The sequence below is a fragment of the Pantoea sp. R13S299 genome (genome assembly GCF_048515925.1).
Taxonomy (GTDB): domain Bacteria; phylum Pseudomonadota; class Gammaproteobacteria; order Enterobacterales; family Enterobacteriaceae; genus Pantoea.
On the sequence record NZ_JBLYEF010000002.1, the window covers coordinates 40,158 to 63,667 of the forward strand.

Here is a 23,510-nt window from a genome sequence, read left to right on the forward strand (position 1 = left end):
TGTTGCTGCGATTATGGGATTAACAGACAGGATCCCTGCGTGGCACGGCTCTCCAGCATCTGGTGCGCCTTACTGGCCTCTTTCAGCGCAAACTTCTGCTGCTCCGGCACATCCACTTTAATTGCGCCGCTGGCCAGCAGCGAAAACAGTTCGGCGCTGGCAGTTTCCAGCTCCTGACGATTGGTGACATAGCCAAACAGTGAAGGGCGGGTCACAAACAGCGAGCCTTTCTTATTCAGAATGCTGAGATCAATGCCGGTCACCGGACCAGAAGCATTACCAAAACTGACCATCAGGCCATGACGACGCAGCGAATCCAGCGACGCTTCCCAGGTATCTTTGCCCACGGAGTCATACACCACGGCCACTTTTTTCCCGTCGGTCAGTTCACTGACGCGCTGCGCAATATTCTCTTCGCGATAGTTAATGGTCTCCCAGGCACCGGCATTTTTCGCCATCGTGGCTTTTTCCGCTGAACCCACGGTACCGATTAAATGCGCTCCCAGCGCTTTTGCCCACTGACAGGCGATTAACCCGACGCCGCCCGCCGCCGCATGAAACAGGAAGGTCTCACCGGCGCTGATTTTGTAGGTCTGGCGCAGCAGATATTGCGTGGTCAGTCCTTTCAGAAAGCTGGCTGCGCCCTGCTCAACGCTGATCGCCTCCGGCAGATGCATCAGGCGATCTTCCGACACGTTGTGCACTTCGCTATAGGCCCCCATCGACGCCATGCAGTAGACCACGCGATCGCCGGGTTTAAACAGGGTCACACCACGGCCAACCCGCGACACGATGCCCGCGGCTTCCGTTCCCAGGCCAGAAGGAAAATCGGCAACCGGATAAAGCCCGCTGCGAACATAGGTATCGATGTAATTAATCCCGATAGCGCGGTTTTCAACCTGGACTTCATGTTCAGCGGGGTCAGCAGGTTCAAAATCCGTCCACTCTAAAACGTCCGGGCCGCCATGCGCGCTAAACTGAATACGCTTTGCCATTCTGACTCCTGTGATTGTTTCATCATGAGGGTGAGGCACGCACCCCAACTAAGGTATACTTGCGCGTCCCCACAGAAGATCGGTAATGCATTCACTATGGCAGGAAATAAACCCACCAACAAATCGAACGAAACGCAGGATCGCCAGCTCGCAGGCGTGAAAATGCCCCCGCATTCTCTGGAAGCGGAGCAGTCGGTGCTCGGTGGGTTAATGCTGGATAACGAGCGCTGGGATAACGTCTCTGAGCGCGTCGTCACGAATGACTTTTACAACCGCTCGCATCGGCTGATTTTTTCCGAGATGCAGCGGCTGCTGGAAAACAGCAAGCCCATTGACCTGATTACGCTCTCCGAATCGCTGGAAATCCGTGGCGAACTGGAGATGGCGGGCGGCTTCGCCTATCTGGCTGAGCTGGCAAAAAACACCCCAAGCGCGGCGAATATCGGCGCTTATGCTGACATCGTGCGTGAACGTGCTGTGGTGCGCGAGATGATCTCCGTCGCCAACCAGATTGCCGATGCCGGTTACGATCCGCAGGGACGTAACAGCGAAGAGTTGCTCGACTTCGCGGAGTCGAATGTCTTTAAAATCGCGGAAGCGCGCGCGGATAAAGAGGCTGGTCCGAAAAACATCGAGCAGATTCTGGAATCGACCGTTTCCCGTATCGAATCGCTCTATCAGACTCCGCACGATGGCGTCACCGGCGTCGATACCGGCTATCAGGATCTGAATAAAAAGACTGCGGGCCTGCAGGGCTCTGACCTGATTATTGTCGCCGCCCGTCCGTCGATGGGTAAAACCACGTTTGCGATGAACCTGTGCGAAAACGCCGCCATGCTGCAGGAGAAGCCGGTGCTGATCTTCAGTCTGGAGATGCCCAGCGAGCAGATCATGATGCGTATGCTGGCGTCGCTTTCCCGCGTCGATCAGACCCGCATCCGAACCGGACAGCTGGATGATGAGGACTGGGCGCGAATCTCCGGCACCATGGGCATCCTGCTGGAGAAGAAGAACATGTACATTGATGACTCTTCTGGCCTGACGCCCACCGAGGTGCGTTCGCGCGCCCGGCGCATCTATCGTGAAAACGGTGGCTTAAGTATGATCATGATCGACTACTTGCAGCTGATGCGCGTGCCAGCGCTGTCGGACAACCGTACACTGGAAATTGCGGAGATCTCCCGCTCGCTGAAAGCACTCGCTAAAGAGCTGAATGTGCCGGTGGTGGCGCTGTCGCAGCTTAACCGCTCACTGGAACAGCGCGCTGACAAGCGTCCGGTTAACTCGGATCTGCGTGAATCGGGTTCGATCGAGCAGGATGCGGATTTGATCATGTTTATCTATCGTGATGAGGTTTACCACGAAAACAGCGATCTCAAAGGGATCGCCGAGATCATCCTGGGTAAACAGCGTAACGGCCCCATCGGCACAGTACGCCTGACCTTTAACGGTCAGTGGTCGCGCTTTGATAACTACGCTGGCCCGCAATACGACGACGAATAGTCCCCGATTGTGCTGTCATGCACGATCTGTGCATGACAGCCCCCATCATCAGAAAATAGTGTTGGACAACCTCTCGGGTTATCGGGTTATCTGTAACAAAGCGACGCCCATCACGCTGTGGAAACGGAATGACTCACGTAGACGATTACGACCTTAAAATCCTGACTTTATTACAATCTAACGGCCGTCTGACCAATCAGGAACTCAGCGATCTGGTCGGCCTTTCCGCCTCACAATGTTCCCGCCGCCGTATCAATCTGGAACAGGCTAATCTCATCCTGGGTTATCACGCCCGGCTGTCACCCGATGCGATCGGGCTTGGCATGGTGGGATTAATAGAGGTGCGCCTGATTAACCATACCGCCGAATATGTTGAGAGCTTTCACCGTATGGTGGAGCAGGAGCAGGCGATCGTGGATGCCTATAAAACTACCGGCGATGCGGACTATCTGCTCAAAGTGGCGGTAGCCGATCTCAATTCCCTCAGTGCGTTAATCAGCCAGTTAGTCGCGGGCCATCAGAGCGTTTCCCATGTGAAAACCTCGGTCGTCCTGGGACGAATGAAAGAGAACGGGCTGATGATGCTGCCTGAGCCGAAGACGCGCTAAAAAGGTGCGTGCTGTGCGGTTTTGGTGCACACTTGCGGCAATAAATGCAATTAACGCGCATCGTAATGGAGCTTAACGCATAGGTTGACGGTATCGGCCGGAATTTATGCACAAAGTTCTTTTGTAAAGCGCCTTAGATATCAACAGGATATCGTCGACACCCGTTTCACAGCCGTTCAGTGCTGTGGCGATGGTGCGTTTTTTGCATCGGAACCGCATCATTTGCACTGAGAAAACCCCATGGATAACATCGCAGAACCCTCCCGCGTCCCGCATTCGCGCATTGAAGATGCGCTGGCGATGGTGCTCGGCACCCTGATGGTCTCGTTCGGCGTCATTATGCTGAAACAGGCGGGCGCGCTGACCGGCAGCACCGCAGGCATCGCCTTTCTGATCAGCTATCTCTCGCCGCTCTCGTTTGGCAGCGCGTTCTTCCTGATCAACATCCCTTTTTACTGGCTGGCGGTTAAACGCATGGGCTGGGAATTTACGCTGAAAACCTTCTGCGCCGTCGGCCTGGTGTCGCTGTTCACCCAGCTTCACCCGCTGTTCGTCCACTTTTCTGACCTTAACCCCTTCTATGCGACACTGTTCGGTAACGTCATCATGGGAATCGGGTTTATAGTGTTATTTCGTCATAAGGCGAGCCTGGGCGGCATCAATATTCTGGCCCTGTGGCTACAGGATCGCTTTGGGATCCGCGCGGGTAAACTGCAAATGGCGGTTGATACCTGCGTCGTGCTGGCGTCACTGTTTGTGGTGAGTGGCCCCATCCTTCTCGCGTCGATTGCGGGTGCGGTGATCCTGAATCTGATTATTGCAATGAACCACCGTCCGGGACGATATCGGGTTTAAATCGCCTTTTACCTCTGGACCAATCATGGAGATCTACACCGTGTTTCAAAACGTTGATGCCTATGCTGGCGATCCGATTCTGTCGTTGATGGAAGCCTTCAAACAAGACCCACGCGAACACAAAGTTAACCTGAGTATCGGGCTCTATTACGACGAAAAGGGCATCATCCCTCAGCTGAAGGCCGTAGCGGCTGCCGAAGAGCAACTCTATGCTGAGCCGCATCAGGCATCGCTCTATCTGCCAATGGAAGGGCTGAACAGCTACCGTAGTGCGATTGCACCGCTGCTGTTTGGTGACGATCATCCGGTGTTGAAGGCGGGCCGGATTGCGTCTATTCAGACGCTGGGTGGTTCTGGCGCGCTGAAAGTGGGTGCGGATTTCCTGAAGCGCTACTTCCCGCAGTCTGCGGTCTGGGTCAGTGATCCGACCTGGGAAAACCACGTCGCGATTTTTAATGGCGCAGGTTTTGAGGTGAATACCTATCCCTGGTATGACGCAGAGACCCACGGTGTGCGGTTTGATGCCTTTATCAGCACCCTGAAAACGCTGCCAGCGCAGAGCATCGTACTGTTGCACCCGTGCTGTCATAACCCGACCGGCGCTGACCTGACTGATGCGCAGTGGGATCAGACCGTTGAGGTGCTGAAAGCACAGCAGCTGATTCCTTTCCTGGATATCGCCTATCAGGGCTTTGGTGCCGGTATGCAGCAGGATGCCTATGCACTGCGCGCGGTTGCGGCGGCGGGTCTGCCTGCACTGGTCAGCAATTCCTTCTCCAAAATCTTCTCGCTCTATGGCGAGCGCGTGGGCGGTCTCTCTATCGTCTGTGACAGCGCCGAAGAGTCAGCGCGCGTACTGGGCCAGTTAAAAGCCACCGTTCGCCGCAACTACTCCAGCCCGCCGAACTTCGGGGCGCAGGTTGTTGCGCGCGTCCTCAACGATGAGGCACTGAAAGCCAGCTGGCTGGCTGAAGTAGAAGCGATGCGTCTGCGTATTCTCGCGATGCGTCAGTCGCTGGTAGACGTGCTGAGCACGGCGCTGCCAGGCAAAAACTTCGACTACCTGCTGAAGCAGCGTGGCATGTTCAGCTACACCGGCCTGAGTGCGCAGCAGGTTGATCGCCTGCGCAACGAATTTGGCATCTATCTGGTGGGCAGCGGCCGCATGTGTGTGGCCGGTCTGAACAGCAAAAATGTGCATCAGGTCGCTGAAGCCTTTGCCGCCGTGATGTAACGGCAGCCAGGCTGTAAATAAAACCGTCAGGGTTTTCTCTGGCGGTTTTTTTATGGGTCAGGGTTTACCTTTCGGCGACATGCTGCACACTTAGACGGGGTAACCGTTTCAGGAATAAGCTATGTGGCATCAACAAACTATAACGCTGAGCGCGAAGTCGCGCGGATTTCACCTGGTCACCGATGAGATCGTTAATTCTCTCTCAGGGCTGCGTGATATCAAAACCGGTCTACTGCATCTGCTGTTGCAGCACACCTCGGCGTCGTTAACCTTAAATGAGAATTGCGACCCGACGGTGCGCAGCGATATGGAGCAGCATTTCATGCGGCACGTGCCGGAGAATGCGCCTTATCAGCACGACTACGAAGGACGTGATGATATGCCCGCGCACATCAAATCATCGACCTTAGGGGTTTCGTTGTTATTACCGGTTCAGCGGGGACGTCTGGTGCTGGGCACCTGGCAGGGTATCTGGCTGGGCGAGCATCGCATTGAAGGTGGTGCCAGGCGGATTGTCGCCACTTTACAAGGGGAAGCGTAATGAATAACTCAGACTTACTGACCTATTGCATGAGCAAGCCGGGCGCAGAGCAGAGCGTCCACAGTGACTGGAAGGCGACGCAGATTAAAAGCAACGGCGTGCTGTTTGCGATGGTGCATGAAGCGAAAGGGCGGCCAGCGGTCTCGCTGAAATCGACGCCTGCGCTGGCCGAATTACTGCGCGAAGAGCATAGCGACATCATTCCCAGTGAGCATCTGAATAAGTCACACTGGAGCACGCTGTTTCTGGACGGTTCGCTGAAAGATTCGCAGATTTACTATCTGATCGATGCCTCATACCAGCAGGTTGCAGCAGCCCGATAAACGGCAATAAAAAACCCTCTTAGCCAGGCAAGAGGGTTTCAGATCGGACGGGTTACGCGGCAGGCTGCTCGCGCAGGGTGTTGATGTCGATAACAAAGCGGTATTTCACATCGCTTTTCAGCATGCGTTCATAGGCTTCGTTGATCTGATCCATCGCGATTAGTTCGATGTCTGACGTGATGCCGTGCTCACCACAGAAATCGAGCATCTCCTGGGTTTCTGCGATGCCGCCAATCAGTGAACCGGCGATGCTGCGACGCTTGAAGATCAGGTTAAACACCTGCGGTGCCGGGTGATCGTGCTCCGGTGCGCCAACCAGCGTCATGTTACCATCCAGCTTCAGCAGGGTGATGAACGGGTTGAGATCGTGCTGAGCCGCGACGGTGTTCAGAATAAAGTCAAAGCTGTTCGCGTGCTGAGCCATCTGCTCTGCATCTTTGGAGATGACGACTTCATCGGCACCCAGACGTTTGCCATCTTCAATTTTGGATGGGGAGGTGGTGAACAGGACCACATGCGCGCCCATGGCATGCGCAATCTTCACGCCCATATGGCCCAGGCCGCCTAAGCCTACGATACCCACTTTCTTGCCAGGACCGACATTCCAGTGACGCAGCGGCGAATAGGTGGTGATACCGGCACACAGCAGTGGTGCAACACCTGCCAGCTCCAGGTTCTCTGGAATGCGCAGCACAAAACCTTCATCAACCACCATCGACGTTGAGTAACCGCCGTAGGTAATGGCGCCGGTTTCGGGATCTTCGCCGTTATAGGTGCCGACAAAGCCGTTTTCGCAATACTGCTCCAGACCCTGCTGACAGCTCGGACAGCTGCGGCATGAATCGACCATGCAGCCAACGCCAACCAGATCGCCGACTTTATATTTCTGCGTCTGCGGACCAACGGCGGTCACGCGACCGACGATTTCATGACCCGGAACCACAGGAAAAATGGTGTTTTTCCACTCATTACGAGCCTGGTGCAGGTCTGAGTGGCAAACGCCACAGAACAGCACTTCAAGCTGAACGTCATGGGCGCGCAGCTCACGCGGCTTAAAATCGAACGGTGCCAGTTTGGATTTTGCATCCTGAGCAGCATACGCATGCGTAATATTCATGGTGTCTCCAGTTTCGATGTGTCGTGAGTGTTATTCGATGATGTGCAGCAGCGTTGAGGTGCTGCAAAAACAGGGCGACGCCACGGGCGTGCCAGAGAGGAACCGCTTAAGGATAGTCAGCGTGGGGAAAAGCGTATATGCCTATACATGTCTGAATCTTGCCTGATTCTGCATTTTTCTGGCTGAATCGGCAGGGGAAAGTAAAAGGCCCGCACGCGGCGGGCCTGAAAGAATTACTTCTGTAACAGAGGCTTCAGGAAGCGTGCGGTATGTGATTCCTCACAATCCGCCACGGTTTCTGGCGTACCCGCCACCAGGATTTCACCGCCGCCGCTGCCGCCTTCCGGACCGAGATCCACAATCCAGTCTGCGGTTTTGACCACATCCAGGTTGTGCTCAATCACCACGATAGTGTTGCCCTGATCGCGCAGCTTATGCAGCACTTCCAGCAACTGCTCAATATCGGCAAAGTGCAGGCCAGTGGTCGGTTCATCCAGAATGTAGAGCGTCTGACCGGTGCCACGCTTCGACAACTCACGCGCCAGCTTCACACGCTGGGCTTCACCGCCGGAAAGGGTGGTGGCGGACTGACCGAGGCGGATGTAGGTGAGACCCACATCAATCAGCGTCTGCAACTTACGCGCCAGCGCTGGCACGGCATCGAAGAACTCACGCGCCTCTTCAATGGTCATCTCCAGCACTTCGTGAATGCTCTTGCCTTTGTACTTCACTTCCAGCGTTTCACGGTTATAGCGTTTGCCTTTGCACTGGTCGCACGGCACATAAATGTCCGGCAGGAAGTGCATCTCGACTTTCAGCACGCCATCACCCTGACAGGCTTCACAGCGTCCGCCACGCACGTTAAAGCTGAAGCGGCCCGGATTGTAGCCGCGCGAACGCGCTTCCGGCACGCCCGCAAACAGTTCACGCACCGGGGTGAAGATGCCGGTGTAGGTGGCCGGGTTGGAGCGTGGTGTACGACCAATCGGGCTCTGGTCGATGTCGATCACTTTGTCGAAGTGCTCCAGTCCCGCCACCTCACGGTAAGGTGCCGGTTCGGCAATGGTCGCGCCGTTCAGCGCCCGCTGGGCAATCGGGAAGAGCGTATCGTTGATCAGGGTCGATTTACCCGAGCCGGAAACACCGGTAATGCAGGTGAACAGCCCGACCGGCAGCGTCAGCGTGACATCCTTGAGGTTGTTGCCGCGTGCGCCGGTAATCTTCAGCACTTTAGCCGGATCGCCTTTGACGCGTTCCTCTGGCACCACAATGCCACGCTTGCCGCTCAGGTACTGGCCGGTCAGCGATGCGCCTTCCGCCATAATCTGATCAACAGTCCCTTCAGCGACGACCTGTCCGCCATGCACACCAGCACCCGGACCGATGTCGATCACATGGTCAGCGGCACGAATCGCATCTTCATCATGCTCAACCACGATCACCGTGTTACCGAGGTCGCGCAGATGAATCAGGGTACCCAGCAGACGTTCGTTGTCGCGCTGATGCAGGCCGATTGAAGGCTCATCCAGCACATACATCACACCGACCAGACCGGCACCGATCTGGCTGGCCAGACGGATACGCTGTGCTTCACCGCCGGACAGGGTCTCGGCTGAGCGTGACATCGACAGGTAATTCAGGCCGACGTTGACCAGGAAGCTCAGGCGTTCGCCGATCTCTTTCAAAATCTTCTCGGCGATCTGCGCGCGCTGGCCGCTGAGTTTCATGTTTTCAAAGAAGGACATCGCATGGCCGATGCTCATCTCGGAGATGGCCGGCAGCGTGGTGTTCTCCACGAAGACGTGGCGCGCTTCACGACGCAGACGGGTGCCTTCACAGCTGGCACAGGCGCGGTTGCTGATAAACTTCGCCAGCTCTTCGCGTACCGCTGAGGATTCGGTCTCTTTGTAGCGGCGCTCCATGTTATTGAGCACGCCTTCAAACGGATGACGGCGAACTGATGTATCGCCGCGATCGTTGATGTACTTAAATTCGATGCTCTCTTTGCCTGAACCGTACAGAATCACTTTCTGCACGTTGTCTGGCAGGCTGCCGAACGATGCTTCGATGTCAAAATCGAGGTGTTCCGCCAGCGAACGCAGCATCTGGAAGTAGTAGAAATTGCGGCGATCCCAGCCACGGATTGCGCCGCCCGCCAGCGAAAGCTCGGGATTCTGCACCACGCGGTCAGGATCGAAGTATTGCTGTACACCCAAGCCGTCGCAGGTTGGACAGGCGCCCGCCGGGTTGTTAAACGAGAACAGGCGCGGTTCCAGTTCGCTCATGCTGTAACCACATATTGGGCAGGCGAAGTTAGCCGAGAAGAGCAGCTCTTCTGCAGCGCTGTCATCCATGTCCGCCACGATAGCCGTGCCGCCGGAAAGCTCCAGCGTGGTTTCAAACGATTCCGCCAGGCGGGTCGCCAGATCGTCACGCACTTTAAAGCGGTCAATAACCACTTCGATGGTGTGCTTCTTCTGCAGCTCAAGCTTTGGCGGATCGGAGAGGTCACACACTTCGCCATCAATACGCGCACGGATATAGCCCTGCGTCGCCAGATTCTCCAGCGTCTTAGTGTGCTCACCCTTACGATCTTTCACCACTGGTGCCAGCAGCATCAGGCGACGGCCTTCCGGCTGAGAAAGCACCTGATCCACCATCTGGCTCACGGTCTGCGCCGCCAGCGGCACATCATGATCCGGGCAGCGCGGTTCGCCTACGCGGGCAAACAGCAGACGCAGATAATCGTGGATCTCAGTGATGGTTCCCACGGTCGAACGCGGGTTGTGCGAGGTGGATTTCTGTTCGATGGAAATGGCGGGCGACAAACCTTCGATATGATCGACGTCCGGCTTCTCCATTAACGAAAGAAACTGGCGCGCATACGCAGAGAGCGACTCTACATAGCGGCGCTGACCTTCCGCATACAGCGTATCAAACGCCAGTGAGGATTTACCTGAACCTGACAGGCCGGTCACCACAATGAGTTTGTCGCGTGGGATGGTCAGGTTGATGTTTTTCAAATTATGGGTGCGGGCACCACGAACTTCGATCTTATCCATTCACCTTTCCCGGATTAGCAGCACTCACCGCGCCTTGCCGACACGGCCAGAATAAACGTGTCATTATGGCACAAAAAATAGACTGAATAAATATCCAGTACTCTCTGGCTCGGGAGCGCAGAGGATTAAAACTGGAACCCCGCTCGAAAGTGGGAAACAGACCGCAGGACGTGTTAGAATTGATGGATTAGACTGTATGCATTAACTCATCGGGAGACAGCAACATGGCCAGTCGTGGCGTTAACAAAGTGATTCTTGTCGGGAATCTGGGTCAGGATCCGGAAGTACGTTACATGCCAAATGGTGGCGCTGTTGCCAACATTACGCTGGCTACTTCTGAAAGCTGGCGCGACAAGCAGACCGGTGAAAACAAAGAGATCACTGAGTGGCACCGTGTGGTGCTGTTTGGCAAACTGGCTGAAGTCGCAGGCGAATACCTGAAAAAAGGGTCGCAGGTTTACATCGAAGGCCAGCTGCGTACCCGTAAATGGCAGGATCAGGGCGGTCAGGAACGTTACACCACCGAAGTCGTGGTTAACGTTGGTGGCACCATGCAGATGCTGGGTGGCCGTCAGCAGGGCGGTAACGCCGGTGCTGGTGCGCCAGCAGGCGGCGGCGCGCAGGGCGGTGGCAACAATGGCTGGGGTCAGCCGCAGCAGCCGCAGGGCAACAACAACCAGTTCAGTGGCGGCGCGCAGTCTCGTCCGCAGCAGCAGCCACAGAGTGCTCCGGCCAGCAATAACAACGAACCACCCATGGATTTCGACGACGATATTCCATTCTGATTCCGTTGGTCAGAGAGTGCAAAAAAGCCCGCTGATGCGGGCTTTTTTTATGCGCGGCTTTCGCTGTCGGTTACGACCATTCAGCCACAATCTCGTCTGTGTTCAGAACGCGCGGCACGTTGCCGGGAATCGACAATGAGGACCAGACCTCATTGTGCTGGTTAATCAGCGCTTCGGCGCTGACCCAGCGGCGATCTGCCGTGGTGTGCGCATCAGCGGCAACCGTAATCGCATAGCCCGCACTGGCCCCGACTTTTATCGTGGTATCCAGGCAGTAGTCGGTAGCACAGCCGCACACCACAAATGCCTCAACCGCCAGCCTCTTTAATAGCGCGGCCAGCTCAGTTTGCCAGAAACTGTCGCAGGCGGTTTTAGTGAGGTAGTGCGCGCCATCAGGCTCAGCGATTTCCGGCAGCAGATTGAAAGCGTCATTACCCTCGCACATCGCGCCTTCGCGGTGCTGGATAAATATTGTGATATCGGCGCGTTCAGTCAGCCGGTTAATCTGCGCACTCCGTCCCGCTTTGTCGAAGCGTGGCGAGCTGAAGACCCCGTTCTGCATATCAATAACCACGACTACCCGCTGTGCCATGCTTGACCCCATCAATCAGAAAAAAACAGTGTTACCTGCGGCGTTACGGATAGCAATCTTTTGCATTTTTACCGCGGTCGCAGGCATGCTAAACAGACTGGTGAAATAAGGAGAGAGAAGTGGAAGGTGTTCCGGCTAGTTTCCCGTGTGAGAAAGACCGCGCCCGGTTTCAGCAACTCGCTGAGCTGCCCGGTGTGGAACTTTATCAGGCCCACATCTCCCGCTATGCCTTTGAACCCCATACCCATGAAGCCTTTGGGATAGGCACTATCGAAGCCGGCGCACAGCGCTTTCGCTATCGCGGCACCGAATATACTGCGCCGGAGAACTCGCTAGTCATGATGAACCCGGACGAGCTGCATACCGGTGAGTCAGCATGCGAGGAGGGCTGGCGCTACCAGATGATCTATATTCAGCCGCAACTGATGGATGAACTGACCGGCGATCGCGGCTGGTGGTTTAATGAGGCACTGCTGACCGATCCGCGCGTGGCGCAGCCGCTCTCCCGCCTGCTTGCTGCACTCTGGCAGGCGGAGAGTGAACTGGCGCGTCAGAGCCTGATCGCTGAACTGCTGTTGCAAATCCGTCCGCTGGCACGCATGTCGCCACAGGGCAGACCCGATGCTCGTCATCGTTTTGATCAGGTCAGAGATTATCTGCGCGCCAATCTCGCAGAACCAGTGCGGCTGGAAGAGCTGGCGGCACTGGCATCATTATCGCCATGGCATTTCTTACGCGCCTTTCGTCAGCACTATCACGTTACACCGCATCAGATGCTGATGGCTTTCCGGCTCTATGACGCCAAGCAAAGGCTGGCGCAGGGTGAAGCGGCCGCCAGCGTTGCAGCGTCAGTGGGATTAACCGATCAGGCTCATCTCACCCGCGCCTTTGCCAACCGGTATGGCATCACGCCAGGCCGCTATCAAAAGCAGGTTCGCCAGCCCTGATACCACCGCAATCTGCTACAAGCAATCCCCGCCCGAACCCGCCACACTCTGCCAAAACGCTATATAAGGAAGAAATCATGTTTGCGGGTGTTATGTTTGCCGTCGCCGCCGGGCTGATGTGGGGGTTGATCTTTGTCGGTCCGCTGCTGGTGCCTGACTATCCCGGTGCGCTGCAATCGGCGGGACGTTATGTGGCGTTTGGATTGATTGCGCTGCCGCTGGCCTGGCACGGCCGTCGTCACCTGCGCAAGCTGGGGCGGGCTGACTGGCGTGAGGCGGTGAAGCTCTCGCTGGTGGGGAACCTCCTCTATTATGCTTTTCTGGCGAACGCCATTCAGCGCACCGGTGGGCCGGTCTCCACTATGATCATCGGTACGCTGCCGGTGGTGATCGCCGTGACCGCCAATCTCTGTTACGGCCATCTTGAAGGAAGGTTGCCGTGGCGGCGGCTGTTTCCGGCACTTGTCTTGATGGCAGCCGGATTGCTCTGCGTAAATGCGGCGGAGCTAAAAAATCAGGGCTCCACGCTGGATCTGGACCGTTATCTGACCGGCATCGTACTGGCATTGCTGGCCGTGGTCTGCTGGACCTGGTATCCGCTGCGGAATGCCCGCTGGCTGAGGACCCATCCCGAACTGCGACCCTCGACCTGGGCTACTGCGCAGGGCATCGTGACGCTGCCGATGGCGCTGATCATGTATGCGCTGGTCAGTGTGCAGCTCGCCTGGCAGCAGCCCGATTTTTCGCTGCCGTTTGGGCCGCGTCCTGCCGTATTTATCTCCCTGATGCTGACGATTGGTCTGCTCTGTTCCTGGCTTGGCACCTTATGCTGGAACGCTGCCAGTCAGCGCCTGCCCACCGTACTGATGGGACCGCTCATCGTTTTCGAGATTCTTTTTGGCCTGTTGTGGACTTTTCTTTGGTATCAAAGCTGGCCGCCGCTGCTCACTGTGACCGGCATTGTTTGTCTGATGGCAGGAGTCCTGTGGGCGATGCGTATCAAACCGCAACCAATCGTGGTCTCACTAAATTCGTAAACCGCGAAAATCACTCAGCCCCCTCTGCCGCGTGGAAACCCCACCGCGCGGCTTTTTAAGATTAAACCCTATCCCGAATTGCATGCTCTCCGGCAGATTTATGCCGCGAAATCGATTTCATACCGCTGCGTGATTGTACCGTACCCTCCAATATCCTCTCTCATCCCCCGTTCTTCAGTTAAAAAATGGCACTCAGGGTCTGCCAGGCGCAGCCCTTTTCAGCCTTCGCAGGGGGTGACTGCTCAGATATCGGTCGTTAATCAGGAAAAATAACGCAGCATTATGGACGTTACGGTTTAATCAGCGGCTAATTATTGCGATATGGCCCTGAGAAAGAGAGGCCAGAAACCACTATTAACTTCACTCAGTGATAAATGAGTAAGAAAAGTCCGCCGCTGCGTTATTAATTAAAGATTAATGTCTGGCATCAATGATGCGCAATGAAGAGAGTGAAAAGATAGACACTTAACGTTAGTGATAAGGAGCAATAAACTATTACTCCCGGATTATTCCTGGAGTAAGTTAATGCAATAAACCCATAGCCGGGAATTAAGGCGCAGCCGCAAAATTTGAGTTAGTGCCACCATTAACTTAAAAAAAGGCGTGGTTATTTTTCGCGCGATGTTTAAATTGGCTTAATAGAATTGAAGGGAATTAGTTCCGACGATTAGCTGGGCTTACGTAAAAAATGGAGGGCCCAATCCCGCGTAAACGAGATTGGGAGGGGATGAATAGCCGTAGAATGCGAGACTTTTGCTGTTGTGAATCAATTTTACCGCAAAAAAAGAAGCTTAGCCGTGAAGCCATTCATTAGTTATAAATGGAGCGGAAAAGGGTGCCGCAATTGTCCTGTTAAATGATCTTCATCTCTTCTGGTAAGAACAAATCTCAGCGTTAAGTCTAAAAAGCGCGGTAGCATTGGGTTTAGCGGTTCTCTGTGCCTGACGGATAATGGTATACGCTGCGGCTGATATCTAATAAGCGGCAGCTGCGACGGGTACCGATGTCGAAGGTAGTCTGCAGGAAATCTACAGCCTGACGTTTTTCATTCGTCGTAAAGAAGTGCTTCAGAACGCTCTGTAGCATCTCTTTATCCGAGTTGAGTGTCTGCAATTCACGCGTGATGTTTTGCAGTTTTTCTTCCAGCTCCTTGATTTTTCTGCCTTCTTCCGAAGACAACCCAGAAAACTTCTTCTTCCAGCTATAGAACGTAGCTTCAGAGATACCTAACTCTTCACAGATCTCTCTGACTTTCACGCCCGATTCAGAAGCTTTAATGGCATTTGTGATTTGATCTTCGCTGTATCGTGACTTTCTCATAAATGCTCTTACCTTTCTTATCGATTAATGGATGAGAATGACTTTAATAATTTCTGGCACTGTAAGGTTTTATTAAGGCAGTATTAAAGTGCGCGAATTGAATTGCGAAGCCTAAATTAAGATATTTAGAAGAAATATCATCATGGGATAAATCTTATTTTATTCTTATCAGGGGGGCGCGCCTTCCTGGAGGGGGATTTTTGTTATAAATTCATCGCATCCAAAATACGAAAAAATACTCCGTACACTGGATATTTAGCCTGACCGACGTGATTAATATGACGGTAGGGCTCTTTAAGGTTGTTTTATTTTCAGCCTGAAATCGTTTCCATTTGAAGTGATTCGCGCCATTTATAATAAGAATTATCCTGAATTCACTCTCCGGATTATGATTTGCATCTCAATTTTCGGACCAGCCTGGTCTGAAGTCTTACGTTTTCGCCAGGCCCACTGAGCGCTTATTAATTCGTTACAGGGATGTTGTACCGAAGCGGTTGTAGTTGAGTAATACTAAGGAAGAGTCGATGAAATTGAGCGTAATGTCTAATGCCGCCTGGATGATGTCTGAGAAGATCATCTCCGTTTTTGGCGTCATTTTTGTGACGTCTTACGTGGCGAAGTCCTTTGGCCCAACGGTGTTTGGCCAGATGGCGTTTTCTACTTCACTATTTGCGATGGTGCAAACCGTTGCAATCTTTGGCACCGAAACCATTCTGTTTAAGCGCGTCAGCAAAAATGCGTCAAAAGGCCTGCGCCTGATGACCATCGCCCGCACGATGCGCATGGTGTTATTGCTGGTCACTTCGGTGCCAGTCTTAATCTGGGTCTGGTACAACATGCAGGAAAACTTCCTGGCGTTTGCACTGGCCTCATTTATCGCCTCGGTTTTTGTCACCCAGGACACCTTCAGCGTTTATAACAACGCGCGTCTTGCCTCGCGTCTTAACACCATCGCAAACGCCGTGGGCATGCTGCTGAGTTTTGGCATCAGCTTCACCGTCGCCTGGCTGCGTCTTAATCCGCTGTGGCTGACGCTGTCGATTGTTGCCGTGACCCTGGTGCCTTACCTGATCAAGCGTCACAACTTCTATCAGGACCATCAGGATCAGATGCCGCCGCGCGAAAAGCGCACCGCCTATCTGCGCTATCTGATGTATGCCGGACTGCCGCTGGCGATCTCCAGCATCTTTATCTCGGTGCAGGTCAAAGCGGCGCAGATGTTCCTGGCAGGTACGGCCCCCGCCCGCGACCTCGGCCTGTTTGCGGCGGCAAATACCATTTCCGCCTCCTGGATTTTTATCCCGGTGGCGCTCATTACCTCCTGCTTCACTGAGATCTTCAGGGAGCGCGGTGAGGTCGCCATTAAGCTGGCGGCGCGGCTCAATGGTTATGTAATGGGTGTTTCATTGTTGATGCTGCTTGTCATTTCGCTTTACGGCGAGCGGATCATCATTGCGTTGTACGGACCGGAATACACACAGTCAGGAAGTCTCATTACGTTGCTGTCGATAGCGACCAGCTTTTCGGCAATGGGGACCGTAGCGTATCGCTACATGGTCAAAGAGGGAGGATTTAACTACTTGCTGAGGAAAATCATCTGCCTGATGGTCATCAGTTTGCCGCTCTCCTGGTGGTTGATCCAGGGTCACGGCATCATGGGGGCCGCGTGGAGCGTTTTCCTTTCAGAACTTTTGTCCCTGACCGTAATGAATTACTTCTTTAAAAACGGCGTCATTCAAAAGATTCAGGTTTCCTCACTCAACTACAAAACATACAAATGAGGTCAGATATGCTCAAGTTGAAAGAAGAACTCAGAAGAAGTGTGCAGTACTTTATTAAGAAGATGCCCTGGGCTTATCAGGACCGCATTTACTACTTCCACAAGTTCAGAAAGCTGCCCAATCTGCGTCAGCCAAAAGTGTTCAACGAGAAGGTGTTGTACCGTAAGTTTATCTTCGGCGATTACCAGAATTACGGTCGTCTGTCAGATAAGTACTCGGTGCGCGAATTCATTGCTGAAAAAATCGGTAATGAATACCTGATTCCGCTGGTACACGAAACGACTGACCCGACAACGCTGAACAGCCTACCCTGCTGGAAGGGAACGGTGATTAAGCCGAACCACGCCTCCAACATGGTCGAGATTCTGCTGGAAGAGCCGGACGCACTGCGCAAGCAGCAGATCATTCACGACTGCTATCGCTGGCTGAAGACCGATTTCGCCAACGAAGCGCGTGAGATTCACTATCGCTACATCAAGCCACGTATCCTGGTTGAGAAGTACATTGGTGATGGCAAAAGCGCGCCGATTGATTACAAGTTCCATATGTTCAACAAGCGTGATGGCAAGTTCGAATATGTGCTGCAGGTAATCTACAACCGCTGCCAGCCGCTGCTGTCGATGAACTTCTACGTGAATAACCTCAATGAGGCCTATCACAAGATTCGCGACACCGGTCTGGATGTCTCACCGATTATGCCGTCACTGGAACATGCGCTCGAACTGAGCAAGAAGCTGGCCAGCGATTTCGACTACGTGCGTGTGGACTGGTATATCCATGACGAACGCATCTACTTTGGCGAACTGACCTTCACCCCAGGTGCAGGACTGGTCACCGGCTTAGATCGTGGTTTAAATCAGATGATGGGAGATATGTGGATTCAGGATCGCCGCGGAACGCAGAGCCCGGGCGTTACAGTGCAGGATGTTAATATCCCTGCCATGTTGAAGAAAATTTAAGCACACACAGCAATATAAAAAACCCCGCTTAAGCGGGGTTTTTTATGCGCAAAATTCAGGGAATCAATCAGGGCATCGGCCAGTCAGCAGGCGCCTGGCTCATCACATCGATAAAAGCATGCTTTGAGATTTCAACGAAGTTATGCACGTTTTCCATGCTCAGGGTAATGCCCATCAGACCGGTAACAAACCAGCAGGTCATGCCTAAACCAATTCCGCCACACATGAATGCCATCACATGACGGCTATCCTGACGAAGTTTGGTTTTCAGGGTGCTGGCAAAAAACATCATGATTGCGCTCAGCAATTCCCAACGCATAACAAGAAAACTGGTGGTTAACGTAGCCATCGGCCGGACCTCAATATCAACAGGTAATCCTGACAATCTGCAGACATCACCGGCGGCGAAAAAGTGTGTCAGGGGAGACTTCTGCGCCGTCAAACCAGGTTCAAAGTGTGACTTGGGTCACATTATATCACCCGATTTTAAATTTTGAACAAAATTTACACGGGTATGGCAGTGGCACTAAGGAAGAGTCAGAAGCAGTAGAAGAACGGCGGGGAAATCAGTCAGATGCGCCCGGGGCGGGCGCAATCAGGAATTAACGAACCGGGCAGCACTCGCCGGTGGTGCGCTGGGTAAAGCTGTTGATCGGATCGTTACAGCCAAAACTCAGCAGGCGAGGGCGCTGAATCGCCTGGCGACGCATGGTATGGCGGTACGCGGTAGGCGTCTGGGCAAACTGACGGCGAAACACCCGTGAGAAGGTCTGCTGCGAGTCATAGCCATACTGCATCGCAATATCAAATACCGGGCGCTGCGTCTCCGACAGGGCTTCTGCTGCCAGCGTCAGGCGGCGCTCACGAATATAGCCACCCAGCGTCTGTTTCGTTACGGAACGGAACATACGCTGCAGATGCCATTTCGAATAGCCTGATTTCGCTGCAACTTCATCGATAGACAGGCTCTTATCCAGGTTCTGGTCAATCCAGTGCGTCAGGGAATGAATGATCTCTTCTTGCATCATGGCCTCATCCTTCTGGTGCTTAATAAGCGGTAATGGGAGTTTAGGGGTTTCGATGGAGAGCGAGTATAATTCCTCAAGTTAACTTGAGGTAAAGAGCCTGATGAAAAAAGAACGCAACTATCCCAAACCGGTTTTAACACCGGGTGAAGTGGCGCGCCGCAGCGGTGTGGCGGTCTCGGCGCTGCACTTCTATGAGACCAAAGGGTTGATCTCCAGCACCCGTAACAGCGGTAATCAGCGTCGATACAGCCGCGATGTGCTGCGACGCGTCGCGATTATCAAGATTGCGCAGCGCATCGGCATTCCGCTGGCGACGGTCAGCGATAGCCTGGACCATATTCCGGCGAACAAGCGCATGTCGACGCCGGAGTGGGATGCGCTGACCCAGCACTGGCGTGAAGAGCTGGATAAGCGCATTGAAACCCTGACCCGCCTGCGCAATGACCTGGATGGCTGCATCGGTTGCGGCTGCCTGTCGATGCGTGACTGCCCGCTGCGCAATCCCGGCGACCGGCTGGGTCAGCAGGGTTCGGGTGCGGTGCTACTCGACCCGGAACAGGATGATAAACATCCGGATGTGGAGTGACGTCTATACTTGGTGAAGGTCAAAACACAGGGAATCATGATGATCACCGTTCACCATCTTGAGAAATCGCGCTCGCATCGGGTGCTGTGGCTGCTGGAAGAGCTGGAAGTGCCGTACCAGATGAAACGCTATCAACGCGAACCGACCATGCTGGCCCCGGAGGCGCTGAAAAAAGTGCATCCGCTGGGGAAATCACCGGTCATTACCGACGGCAACCAGGTGGTGGCAGAATCAGGGGCCATTCTCGAATACCTCGAAGAGAAATATGATCACGAGTTCCGGCTCAAAGTCAGTGATGAGGCCTCAAGGCTGCAGTGCCGTTACTGGCTGCACTATGCTGAAGGCTCGCTAATGCCACTGCTGGTGATGAAGCTGATCTTCGGTCAGATGGGCAAAGCACCGGTGCCGTGGCTGCTGCGTCCGGTCGGGGCGGCATTCGGTAAAGGGGTGCAGAAGGCGTTCCTGGATAAACAGCTGAAGCCGCACAGGCAGATGATCGAACAGCATCTGGCGGCCAATCCCTGGTTTGCCGGTCAGCGTTTCTCGATTGCGGATGTCCAGATGAGCTTTCCGCTGCTGGCGCTGGCGCGACGTGCCGGACTGGATCAGATGCCCGCCACCGAGAAATGGCTGGAGACTGTGCAGCAGCGCGCTGCGTGGCAACGCGCGATTGCACAGGGCGGCGAGCTTTCGCTGCCAGGTTAATCCTCTCTCTCCATCGGCGTGGCCTGTCTCTTCACGGCTGCGCCGGTACCCATCCCACTAAAACTGCTTTAACTTCAATGTCTCCGCGTTTCAGGTTGAGGAAGGCCTTGCGCCTGTCAGCCGCTTACGCCTGATCTTTATGCTGAAGAATCTCCCTCTGACAGTTGAAAATGTGCCGCTAAACGCCGGATAATCCCCTGCCTTTTTATCTGGCCGATTTTGACGGCCAACTATCTGCGGCAAGGTAAACGTTTGCCTGGCGGATTTATCCCGACAGTGACGCCGTCTACCCGCTTATTCCAGGGACAGCGATGGTCGCAGAGCGATCCACACAACAAAAATTTTTGAGGCTCAACTATGTCAACTGAATCACGCCCGGCCAGTGGAAAACTGGACGCCTGGTTCTCGATCTCGGCGCGCGGCAGCAGCGTGCGCCAGGAAATTCTGGCCGGACTCACGACCTTCCTGGCGATGGTCTACTCCGTCATTGTGGTGCCGGGAATGCTGGGCAAAGCTGGTTTTTCCCCCTCCGCCGTGTTTGTCGCCACCTGTCTGGTCGCCAGCTTTGGTTCCATCCTTATGGGGCTGTGGGCCAATCTGCCGATGGCGATTGGCTGCGCCATCTCCCTGACCGCCTTTACCGCTTTCAGCCTGGTGCTGGGGCAGCACATTAGCGTGCCGGTCGCGCTGGGCGCAGTGTTCCTGATGGGTCTGCTTTTTACCCTGATCTCGGTGACCGGCATTCGTGCCTGGATCCTGCGTAACCTGCCGATGGGCGTGGCGCACGGCACCGGTGTCGGAATTGGCCTGTTTTTGCTGCTGATTGCCGCTGATGGCGTGGGTCTGGTGGTGAAAAACCCGGCACCGGGCCTGCCGGTGGCACTGGGTCACTTCACCACGTTCCCGGTGATGATGACGCTGCTGGGGCTGGCCGCGATTATTGGCCTGGAGAAGCGCCGGGTGCCGGGCGGCATCCTGCTGACGATTATCGCTATTTCGCTGCTGGGCCTGATCTTTGACCCGGCGGTGAGCTATCAGGGATTGTTTGCACTGCCAAGTCTGCGTGACGCCAGCGGTCAGTCGCTGCTGTTCAGCCTCGATATTATGGGTGCCATGAAACCTGCGGTGCTGCCCAGCGTACTGGCGCTGGTGATGACGGCGGTCTTTGATGCCACCGGCACCATTCGCGCAGTGGCGGGTCAGGCAAACCTGCTGGATAAACAGGGCCAGATTATCAATGGTGGCCGTGCGCTGACCAGCGACTCGGTCAGCAGCCTGTTCGCGGGTCTGGTGGGTGCGTCACCGGCTGCGGTCTATATCGAATCGGCGGCAGGAACGGCGGCGGGCGGTAAAACCGGTCTTACCGCGATTGTGGTCGGCCTGCTGTTCCTCGCCATCCTGTTTATGTCGCCGCTGGCTTATCTGGTGCCCGCTTACGCGACTGCGCCTGCCTTAATGTATGTCGGTCTGCTGATGCTCAGTAACGTGGCGAAAGTCGACTTCGGTGATTTCGTCGATGCGATGTCGGGCCTGTTAACGGCAGTGATCATCGTGCTCACCTGCAACATCGTGACCGGTATCATGATCGGTTTCGCCAGCCTTGTGGTGGGCCGTCTGTTCGCCGGTGAATGGCGTAAGCTCAACGTCGGCACCGTGATTATTGCCGTCGCGCTGGTGGCGTTTTACGCCGGTGGCTGGGCGATCTGACTGTATATCCGGGCGTGCGGCTGCGCGTCCGGAATTTTTCACTTTTTTCCCGCCCGGCGCACGCGTAGCTGACAATCTTCATCGCCGTTTGTTTTACACTTTAGCGCTTAACCAATGATTGAAAGAAACGACGCCTAAGGAAAGCATGGAAATCTTTTTTACTATTCTCATCATGACGCTGGTCGTGTCGCTCTCTGGCGTTGCGGCCCGCATTCTCCCTTTTCAGATCCCGTTGCCGCTGGTTCAGATCGCCGTAGGTGCGATGCTGGCCTGGCCAACGTTTGGTCTGCATGTCGACTTTGACCCGGAGCTGTTTCTGGTGCTGTTCATTCCGCCACTGCTGTTCGCAGATGGCTGGAAAACACCGATCAGTGAGTTCCTGCATCATGGTCGCGAGATTATTGGCTTAGCCCTGGCGCTGGTCCTGATTACCGTGATTGGTATCGGCTATCTGATCTACTGGATGGTGCCAGGTATCCCGCTGATCCCGGCCTTTGCGCTGGCGGCGGTGCTGTCGCCGACCGATGCCGTGGCGCTCTCCGGCATTGTCGGTGAAGGCCGCATTCCCAAGAAGATTATGTCGATCGTGCAGGGTGAAGCCCTGATGAACGATGCATCGGGCCTGGTATCACTGAAATTTGCCGTAGCCGTTGCCATGGGCACCATGGTATTTACCTGGGGCGGTGCCAGCGTTGAGTTCATGAAAGTCGCCATTGGCGGCCTGATTGCCGGTGTGGCGATCTGCTGGCTGTACGGGAAATCACTGCGCCTGTTCAGCCGCTGGAGCGGGGATGACCCGGCGACCCAGACCGTGCTGCTGCTGCTGCTGCCGTTCGCCTCTTACCTGATTGCCGAACATCTGGGTGTCTCAGGCATCCTGGCGGCCGTGGCTGCCGGTATGACTATCACCCGTTCCGGTATTATTCGTCAGGCACCGCTCGCGATGCGCCTGCGTGCTAACAGCGTCTGGCAGATGCTGGAATTCATCTTCAACGGCATGGTCTTCCTGATGCTGGGCCTGCAGTTGCCTGACATTCTGCAGACCTCTATCGACCAGGCTCAGGCTGATACTAACGTCGAGCTGTGGATGCTGTTCGCCGATATCGGACTGGTCTATCTGGCGCTGATGCTGGTGCGTTTTGGCTGGCTGTGGATCATGCAGCGTCTGAGCAAACGTCTGTTGAAGAAGAAGCCGCTGGAGTTTGCTAACTACTCGCTGCGTGAGCTGCTGATCGCCACTTTTGCCGGGGTGCGCGGGGCGATTACCCTGGCGGGTGTGCTGTCGATTCCACTGTACCTCACTTCGGGTGAGCCCTTCCCGGCGCGCTATGAGCTGGTGTTTATCGCCACTGGCGTGATTCTGGTCTCATTGCTGGTGGGCGTGGTGCTGCTGCCGATTCTGCTGCGCGGCATTGATAGCATCGACAAAGGTGCACATCGCCGTGAGCTGCAGAATGCCCGTGCATTGATGGCAGGCGCAGCGGTTGAGAGCCTGCATAAGATGGAAGAGCGGCTGGAAAATGAGTCGGAAGAGAACATCGACCCGGAACTGCTGAAAGAGGTCAGTCTTCGAGTGATTGGCAACTTACGTCGTCGCGCCGAAGGCAAAAATGACCTTGAGCATGCACTGTACGCTGAGAACCTTGAGCGTCGCTTCCGCCTGACCGGTCTGCGCGCCGAACGCGCCGAGCTCTATCATCTGCGCGCCACTCAGCAGATCTCCAATGAGACGATGCAGACGTTACTGCACGATCTGGATCTGCTGGAAGCGCTGCTGATCGAAAAAGAAGAGTAAGCCCTGACTGGCACGCCTGCGCATTCATGC

General features: G+C 54.9%; 22 protein-coding genes. 15 read left to right on the forward strand and 7 right to left on the reverse strand.

The window, feature by feature from the left end; genetic code table 11:
• Positions 1-11: 11 nt before the first annotated feature.
• Complete coding sequence (locus ACN1CO_RS11175) at positions 12-995, reverse strand: quinone oxidoreductase (RefSeq protein ID WP_419139041.1); 984 nt, start codon at positions 993-995, stop codon at positions 12-14.
• A 96-nt stretch (positions 996-1,091) separates the two neighbouring features.
• Here ACN1CO_RS11175 and dnaB point away from each other — a divergent pair, with 96 nt between their 5' ends.
• The 6 genes from dnaB to ACN1CO_RS11205 all read left to right on the forward strand — a co-directional run bounded on the left by dnaB (position 1,092) and on the right by ACN1CO_RS11205 (position 6,059).
• Complete coding sequence (dnaB, locus tag ACN1CO_RS11180) at positions 1,092-2,498, forward strand: replicative DNA helicase (RefSeq protein ID WP_419139042.1); 1,407 nt, start codon at positions 1,092-1,094, stop codon at positions 2,496-2,498.
• 128 nt (positions 2,499-2,626) lie between these two features.
• Positions 2,627-3,106, forward strand: coding sequence for an Lrp/AsnC family transcriptional regulator (locus tag ACN1CO_RS11185; RefSeq protein WP_136197601.1), 480 nt, complete (start codon positions 2,627-2,629; stop codon positions 3,104-3,106).
• Between the two features lie 240 nt (positions 3,107-3,346).
• Positions 3,347-3,961, forward strand: a complete 615-nt coding sequence (locus ACN1CO_RS11190; RefSeq protein WP_003855751.1) for a YitT family protein — start codon at positions 3,347-3,349, stop codon at positions 3,959-3,961.
• A gap of 40 nt (positions 3,962-4,001) precedes the next feature.
• Positions 4,002-5,195 carry an aromatic amino acid transaminase gene (locus ACN1CO_RS11195; RefSeq protein ID WP_419139501.1) on the forward strand — a complete coding sequence of 398 codons (1,194 nt, stop codon included), beginning with the start codon at positions 4,002-4,004 and terminating at the stop codon, positions 5,193-5,195.
• A gap of 121 nt (positions 5,196-5,316) precedes the next feature.
• Positions 5,317-5,736 (forward strand): secondary thiamine-phosphate synthase enzyme YjbQ, encoded by a 420-nt coding sequence (locus tag ACN1CO_RS11200; RefSeq protein ID WP_283546518.1) that lies wholly within the window; start codon positions 5,317-5,319, stop codon positions 5,734-5,736.
• Complete coding sequence (locus ACN1CO_RS11205; RefSeq protein ID WP_090963693.1) at positions 5,736-6,059, forward strand: MmcQ/YjbR family DNA-binding protein; 324 nt, start codon at positions 5,736-5,738, stop codon at positions 6,057-6,059. The genes ACN1CO_RS11200 and ACN1CO_RS11205 overlap by 1 nt, the downstream gene beginning before the upstream one ends.
• Before the next feature lie 52 nt (positions 6,060-6,111).
• Here the strand turns inward: ACN1CO_RS11205 and ACN1CO_RS11210 are convergent, their stop codons facing one another.
• Positions 6,112-7,176, reverse strand: coding sequence for an NAD(P)-dependent alcohol dehydrogenase (locus ACN1CO_RS11210; protein ID WP_419139043.1), 1,065 nt, complete (start codon positions 7,174-7,176; stop codon positions 6,112-6,114).
• A gap of 233 nt (positions 7,177-7,409) precedes the next feature.
• Positions 7,410-10,238 carry an excinuclease ABC subunit UvrA gene (gene uvrA, locus ACN1CO_RS11215; protein WP_419139044.1) on the reverse strand — a complete coding sequence of 943 codons (2,829 nt, stop codon included), beginning with the start codon at positions 10,236-10,238 and terminating at the stop codon, positions 7,410-7,412.
• A gap of 224 nt (positions 10,239-10,462) precedes the next feature.
• Here uvrA and ssb1 point away from each other — a divergent pair, with 224 nt between their 5' ends.
• Positions 10,463-11,023: a single-stranded DNA-binding protein SSB1 gene (gene ssb1, locus ACN1CO_RS11220; RefSeq protein WP_090963699.1), complete on the forward strand. Its 561-nt coding sequence runs from the start codon at positions 10,463-10,465 to the stop codon at positions 11,021-11,023.
• 70 nt (positions 11,024-11,093) lie between these two features.
• Here ssb1 and ACN1CO_RS11225 read toward each other — a convergent pair whose 3' ends face one another.
• Positions 11,094-11,615 (reverse strand): isochorismatase family protein, encoded by a 522-nt coding sequence (locus ACN1CO_RS11225; protein WP_419139045.1) that lies wholly within the window; start codon positions 11,613-11,615, stop codon positions 11,094-11,096.
• A gap of 119 nt (positions 11,616-11,734) precedes the next feature.
• On the opposite strand from ACN1CO_RS11225, the gene ACN1CO_RS11230 reads away from it, so the two are divergent.
• On the forward strand, positions 11,735-12,562 hold the full coding sequence (locus tag ACN1CO_RS11230; protein WP_419139046.1) for an AraC family ligand binding domain-containing protein: 828 nt from the start codon (positions 11,735-11,737) through the stop codon (positions 12,560-12,562).
• A gap of 77 nt (positions 12,563-12,639) precedes the next feature.
• A complete protein-coding gene (locus tag ACN1CO_RS11235) occupies positions 12,640-13,599 on the forward strand; it encodes a DMT family transporter (RefSeq protein ID WP_419139047.1) in 960 nt (319 codons plus the stop codon).
• 924 nt (positions 13,600-14,523) lie between these two features.
• Here ACN1CO_RS11235 and ACN1CO_RS11240 read toward each other — a convergent pair.
• Positions 14,524-14,919, reverse strand: coding sequence for a transposase (locus ACN1CO_RS11240; RefSeq protein ID WP_090963707.1), 396 nt, complete (start codon positions 14,917-14,919; stop codon positions 14,524-14,526).
• A gap of 524 nt (positions 14,920-15,443) precedes the next feature.
• On the opposite strand from ACN1CO_RS11240, the gene ACN1CO_RS11245 reads away from it, so the two are divergent.
• Together ACN1CO_RS11245 and ACN1CO_RS11250 are read left to right on the forward strand one after the other, a co-directional pair.
• On the forward strand, positions 15,444-16,700 hold the full coding sequence (locus tag ACN1CO_RS11245) for an oligosaccharide flippase family protein (protein ID WP_419139048.1): 1,257 nt from the start codon (positions 15,444-15,446) through the stop codon (positions 16,698-16,700).
• A gap of 8 nt (positions 16,701-16,708) precedes the next feature.
• Positions 16,709-17,659, forward strand: a complete 951-nt coding sequence (locus ACN1CO_RS11250; RefSeq protein WP_031591771.1) for an ATP-grasp fold amidoligase family protein — start codon at positions 16,709-16,711, stop codon at positions 17,657-17,659.
• Between the two features lie 67 nt (positions 17,660-17,726).
• Here the strand turns inward: ACN1CO_RS11250 and ACN1CO_RS11255 are convergent, their stop codons facing one another.
• Positions 17,727-18,008, reverse strand: coding sequence for a YjcB family protein (locus ACN1CO_RS11255; RefSeq protein WP_090963713.1), 282 nt, complete (start codon positions 18,006-18,008; stop codon positions 17,727-17,729).
• Positions 18,009-18,261: 253 nt separating this feature from the next.
• Positions 18,262-18,687: a superoxide response transcriptional regulator SoxS gene (soxS, locus tag ACN1CO_RS11260; RefSeq protein WP_419139049.1), complete on the reverse strand. Its 426-nt coding sequence runs from the start codon at positions 18,685-18,687 to the stop codon at positions 18,262-18,264.
• Between the two features lie 100 nt (positions 18,688-18,787).
• On the opposite strand from soxS, the gene soxR reads away from it, so the two are divergent.
• From soxR to ACN1CO_RS11280, 4 genes are all read left to right on the forward strand, one after another.
• Complete coding sequence (gene soxR / locus ACN1CO_RS11265; RefSeq protein WP_419139050.1) at positions 18,788-19,273, forward strand: redox-sensitive transcriptional activator SoxR; 486 nt, start codon at positions 18,788-18,790, stop codon at positions 19,271-19,273.
• 39 nt (positions 19,274-19,312) lie between these two features.
• On the forward strand, positions 19,313-19,978 hold the full coding sequence (locus tag ACN1CO_RS11270; RefSeq protein WP_419139502.1) for a glutathione S-transferase family protein: 666 nt from the start codon (positions 19,313-19,315) through the stop codon (positions 19,976-19,978).
• Positions 19,979-20,335: 357 nt separating this feature from the next.
• Positions 20,336-21,685: an NCS2 family permease gene (locus tag ACN1CO_RS11275; RefSeq protein WP_136198645.1), complete on the forward strand. Its 1,350-nt coding sequence runs from the start codon at positions 20,336-20,338 to the stop codon at positions 21,683-21,685.
• Positions 21,686-21,830: 145 nt separating this feature from the next.
• The gene (locus tag ACN1CO_RS11280; RefSeq protein WP_419139051.1) at positions 21,831-23,480 is read left to right on the forward strand and encodes a Na+/H+ antiporter; all 1,650 of its coding nucleotides are present in this window, start codon (positions 21,831-21,833) and stop codon (positions 23,478-23,480) included.
• Positions 23,481-23,510: the final 30 nt, after the last annotated feature.

Excerpts from the sequence above, each read along its gene's own strand:
- uvrA (WP_419139044.1), bottom strand. The coding sequence starts at position 10,238 with ATGGATAAGATCGAAGTTCGTGGTGCCCGCACCCATAATTTGAAAAAC.
- dnaB (WP_419139042.1), top strand. The coding sequence starts at position 1,092 with ATGGCAGGAAATAAACCCACCAACAAATCGAACGAAACGCAGGATCGC.
- ssb1 (WP_090963699.1), top strand. The coding sequence starts at position 10,463 with ATGGCCAGTCGTGGCGTTAACAAAGTGATTCTTGTCGGGAATCTGGGT.
- ACN1CO_RS11235 (WP_419139047.1), top strand. The coding sequence starts at position 12,640 with ATGTTTGCGGGTGTTATGTTTGCCGTCGCCGCCGGGCTGATGTGGGGG.
- ACN1CO_RS11255 (WP_090963713.1), bottom strand. The coding sequence starts at position 18,008 with ATGGCTACGTTAACCACCAGTTTTCTTGTTATGCGTTGGGAATTGCTG.
- ACN1CO_RS11245 (WP_419139048.1), top strand. The coding sequence starts at position 15,444 with ATGAAATTGAGCGTAATGTCTAATGCCGCCTGGATGATGTCTGAGAAG.
- ACN1CO_RS11175 (WP_419139041.1), bottom strand. The coding sequence starts at position 995 with ATGGCAAAGCGTATTCAGTTTAGCGCGCATGGCGGCCCGGACGTTTTA.
- ACN1CO_RS11240 (WP_090963707.1), bottom strand. The coding sequence starts at position 14,919 with ATGAGAAAGTCACGATACAGCGAAGATCAAATCACAAATGCCATTAAA.
- ACN1CO_RS11200 (WP_283546518.1), top strand. The coding sequence starts at position 5,317 with ATGTGGCATCAACAAACTATAACGCTGAGCGCGAAGTCGCGCGGATTT.
- ACN1CO_RS11185 (WP_136197601.1), top strand. The coding sequence starts at position 2,627 with ATGACTCACGTAGACGATTACGACCTTAAAATCCTGACTTTATTACAA.
- ACN1CO_RS11275 (WP_136198645.1), top strand. The coding sequence starts at position 20,336 with ATGTCAACTGAATCACGCCCGGCCAGTGGAAAACTGGACGCCTGGTTC.
- ACN1CO_RS11280 (WP_419139051.1), top strand. The coding sequence starts at position 21,831 with ATGGAAATCTTTTTTACTATTCTCATCATGACGCTGGTCGTGTCGCTC.
- ACN1CO_RS11190 (WP_003855751.1), top strand. The coding sequence starts at position 3,347 with ATGGATAACATCGCAGAACCCTCCCGCGTCCCGCATTCGCGCATTGAA.
- ACN1CO_RS11205 (WP_090963693.1), top strand. The coding sequence starts at position 5,736 with ATGAATAACTCAGACTTACTGACCTATTGCATGAGCAAGCCGGGCGCA.
- ACN1CO_RS11210 (WP_419139043.1), bottom strand. The coding sequence starts at position 7,176 with ATGAATATTACGCATGCGTATGCTGCTCAGGATGCAAAATCCAAACTG.
- ACN1CO_RS11225 (WP_419139045.1), bottom strand. The coding sequence starts at position 11,615 with ATGGCACAGCGGGTAGTCGTGGTTATTGATATGCAGAACGGGGTCTTC.
- soxR (WP_419139050.1), top strand. The coding sequence starts at position 18,788 with ATGAAAAAAGAACGCAACTATCCCAAACCGGTTTTAACACCGGGTGAA.
- soxS (WP_419139049.1), bottom strand. The coding sequence starts at position 18,687 with ATGATGCAAGAAGAGATCATTCATTCCCTGACGCACTGGATTGACCAG.
- ACN1CO_RS11270 (WP_419139502.1), top strand. The coding sequence starts at position 19,313 with ATGATCACCGTTCACCATCTTGAGAAATCGCGCTCGCATCGGGTGCTG.
- ACN1CO_RS11250 (WP_031591771.1), top strand. The coding sequence starts at position 16,709 with ATGCTCAAGTTGAAAGAAGAACTCAGAAGAAGTGTGCAGTACTTTATT.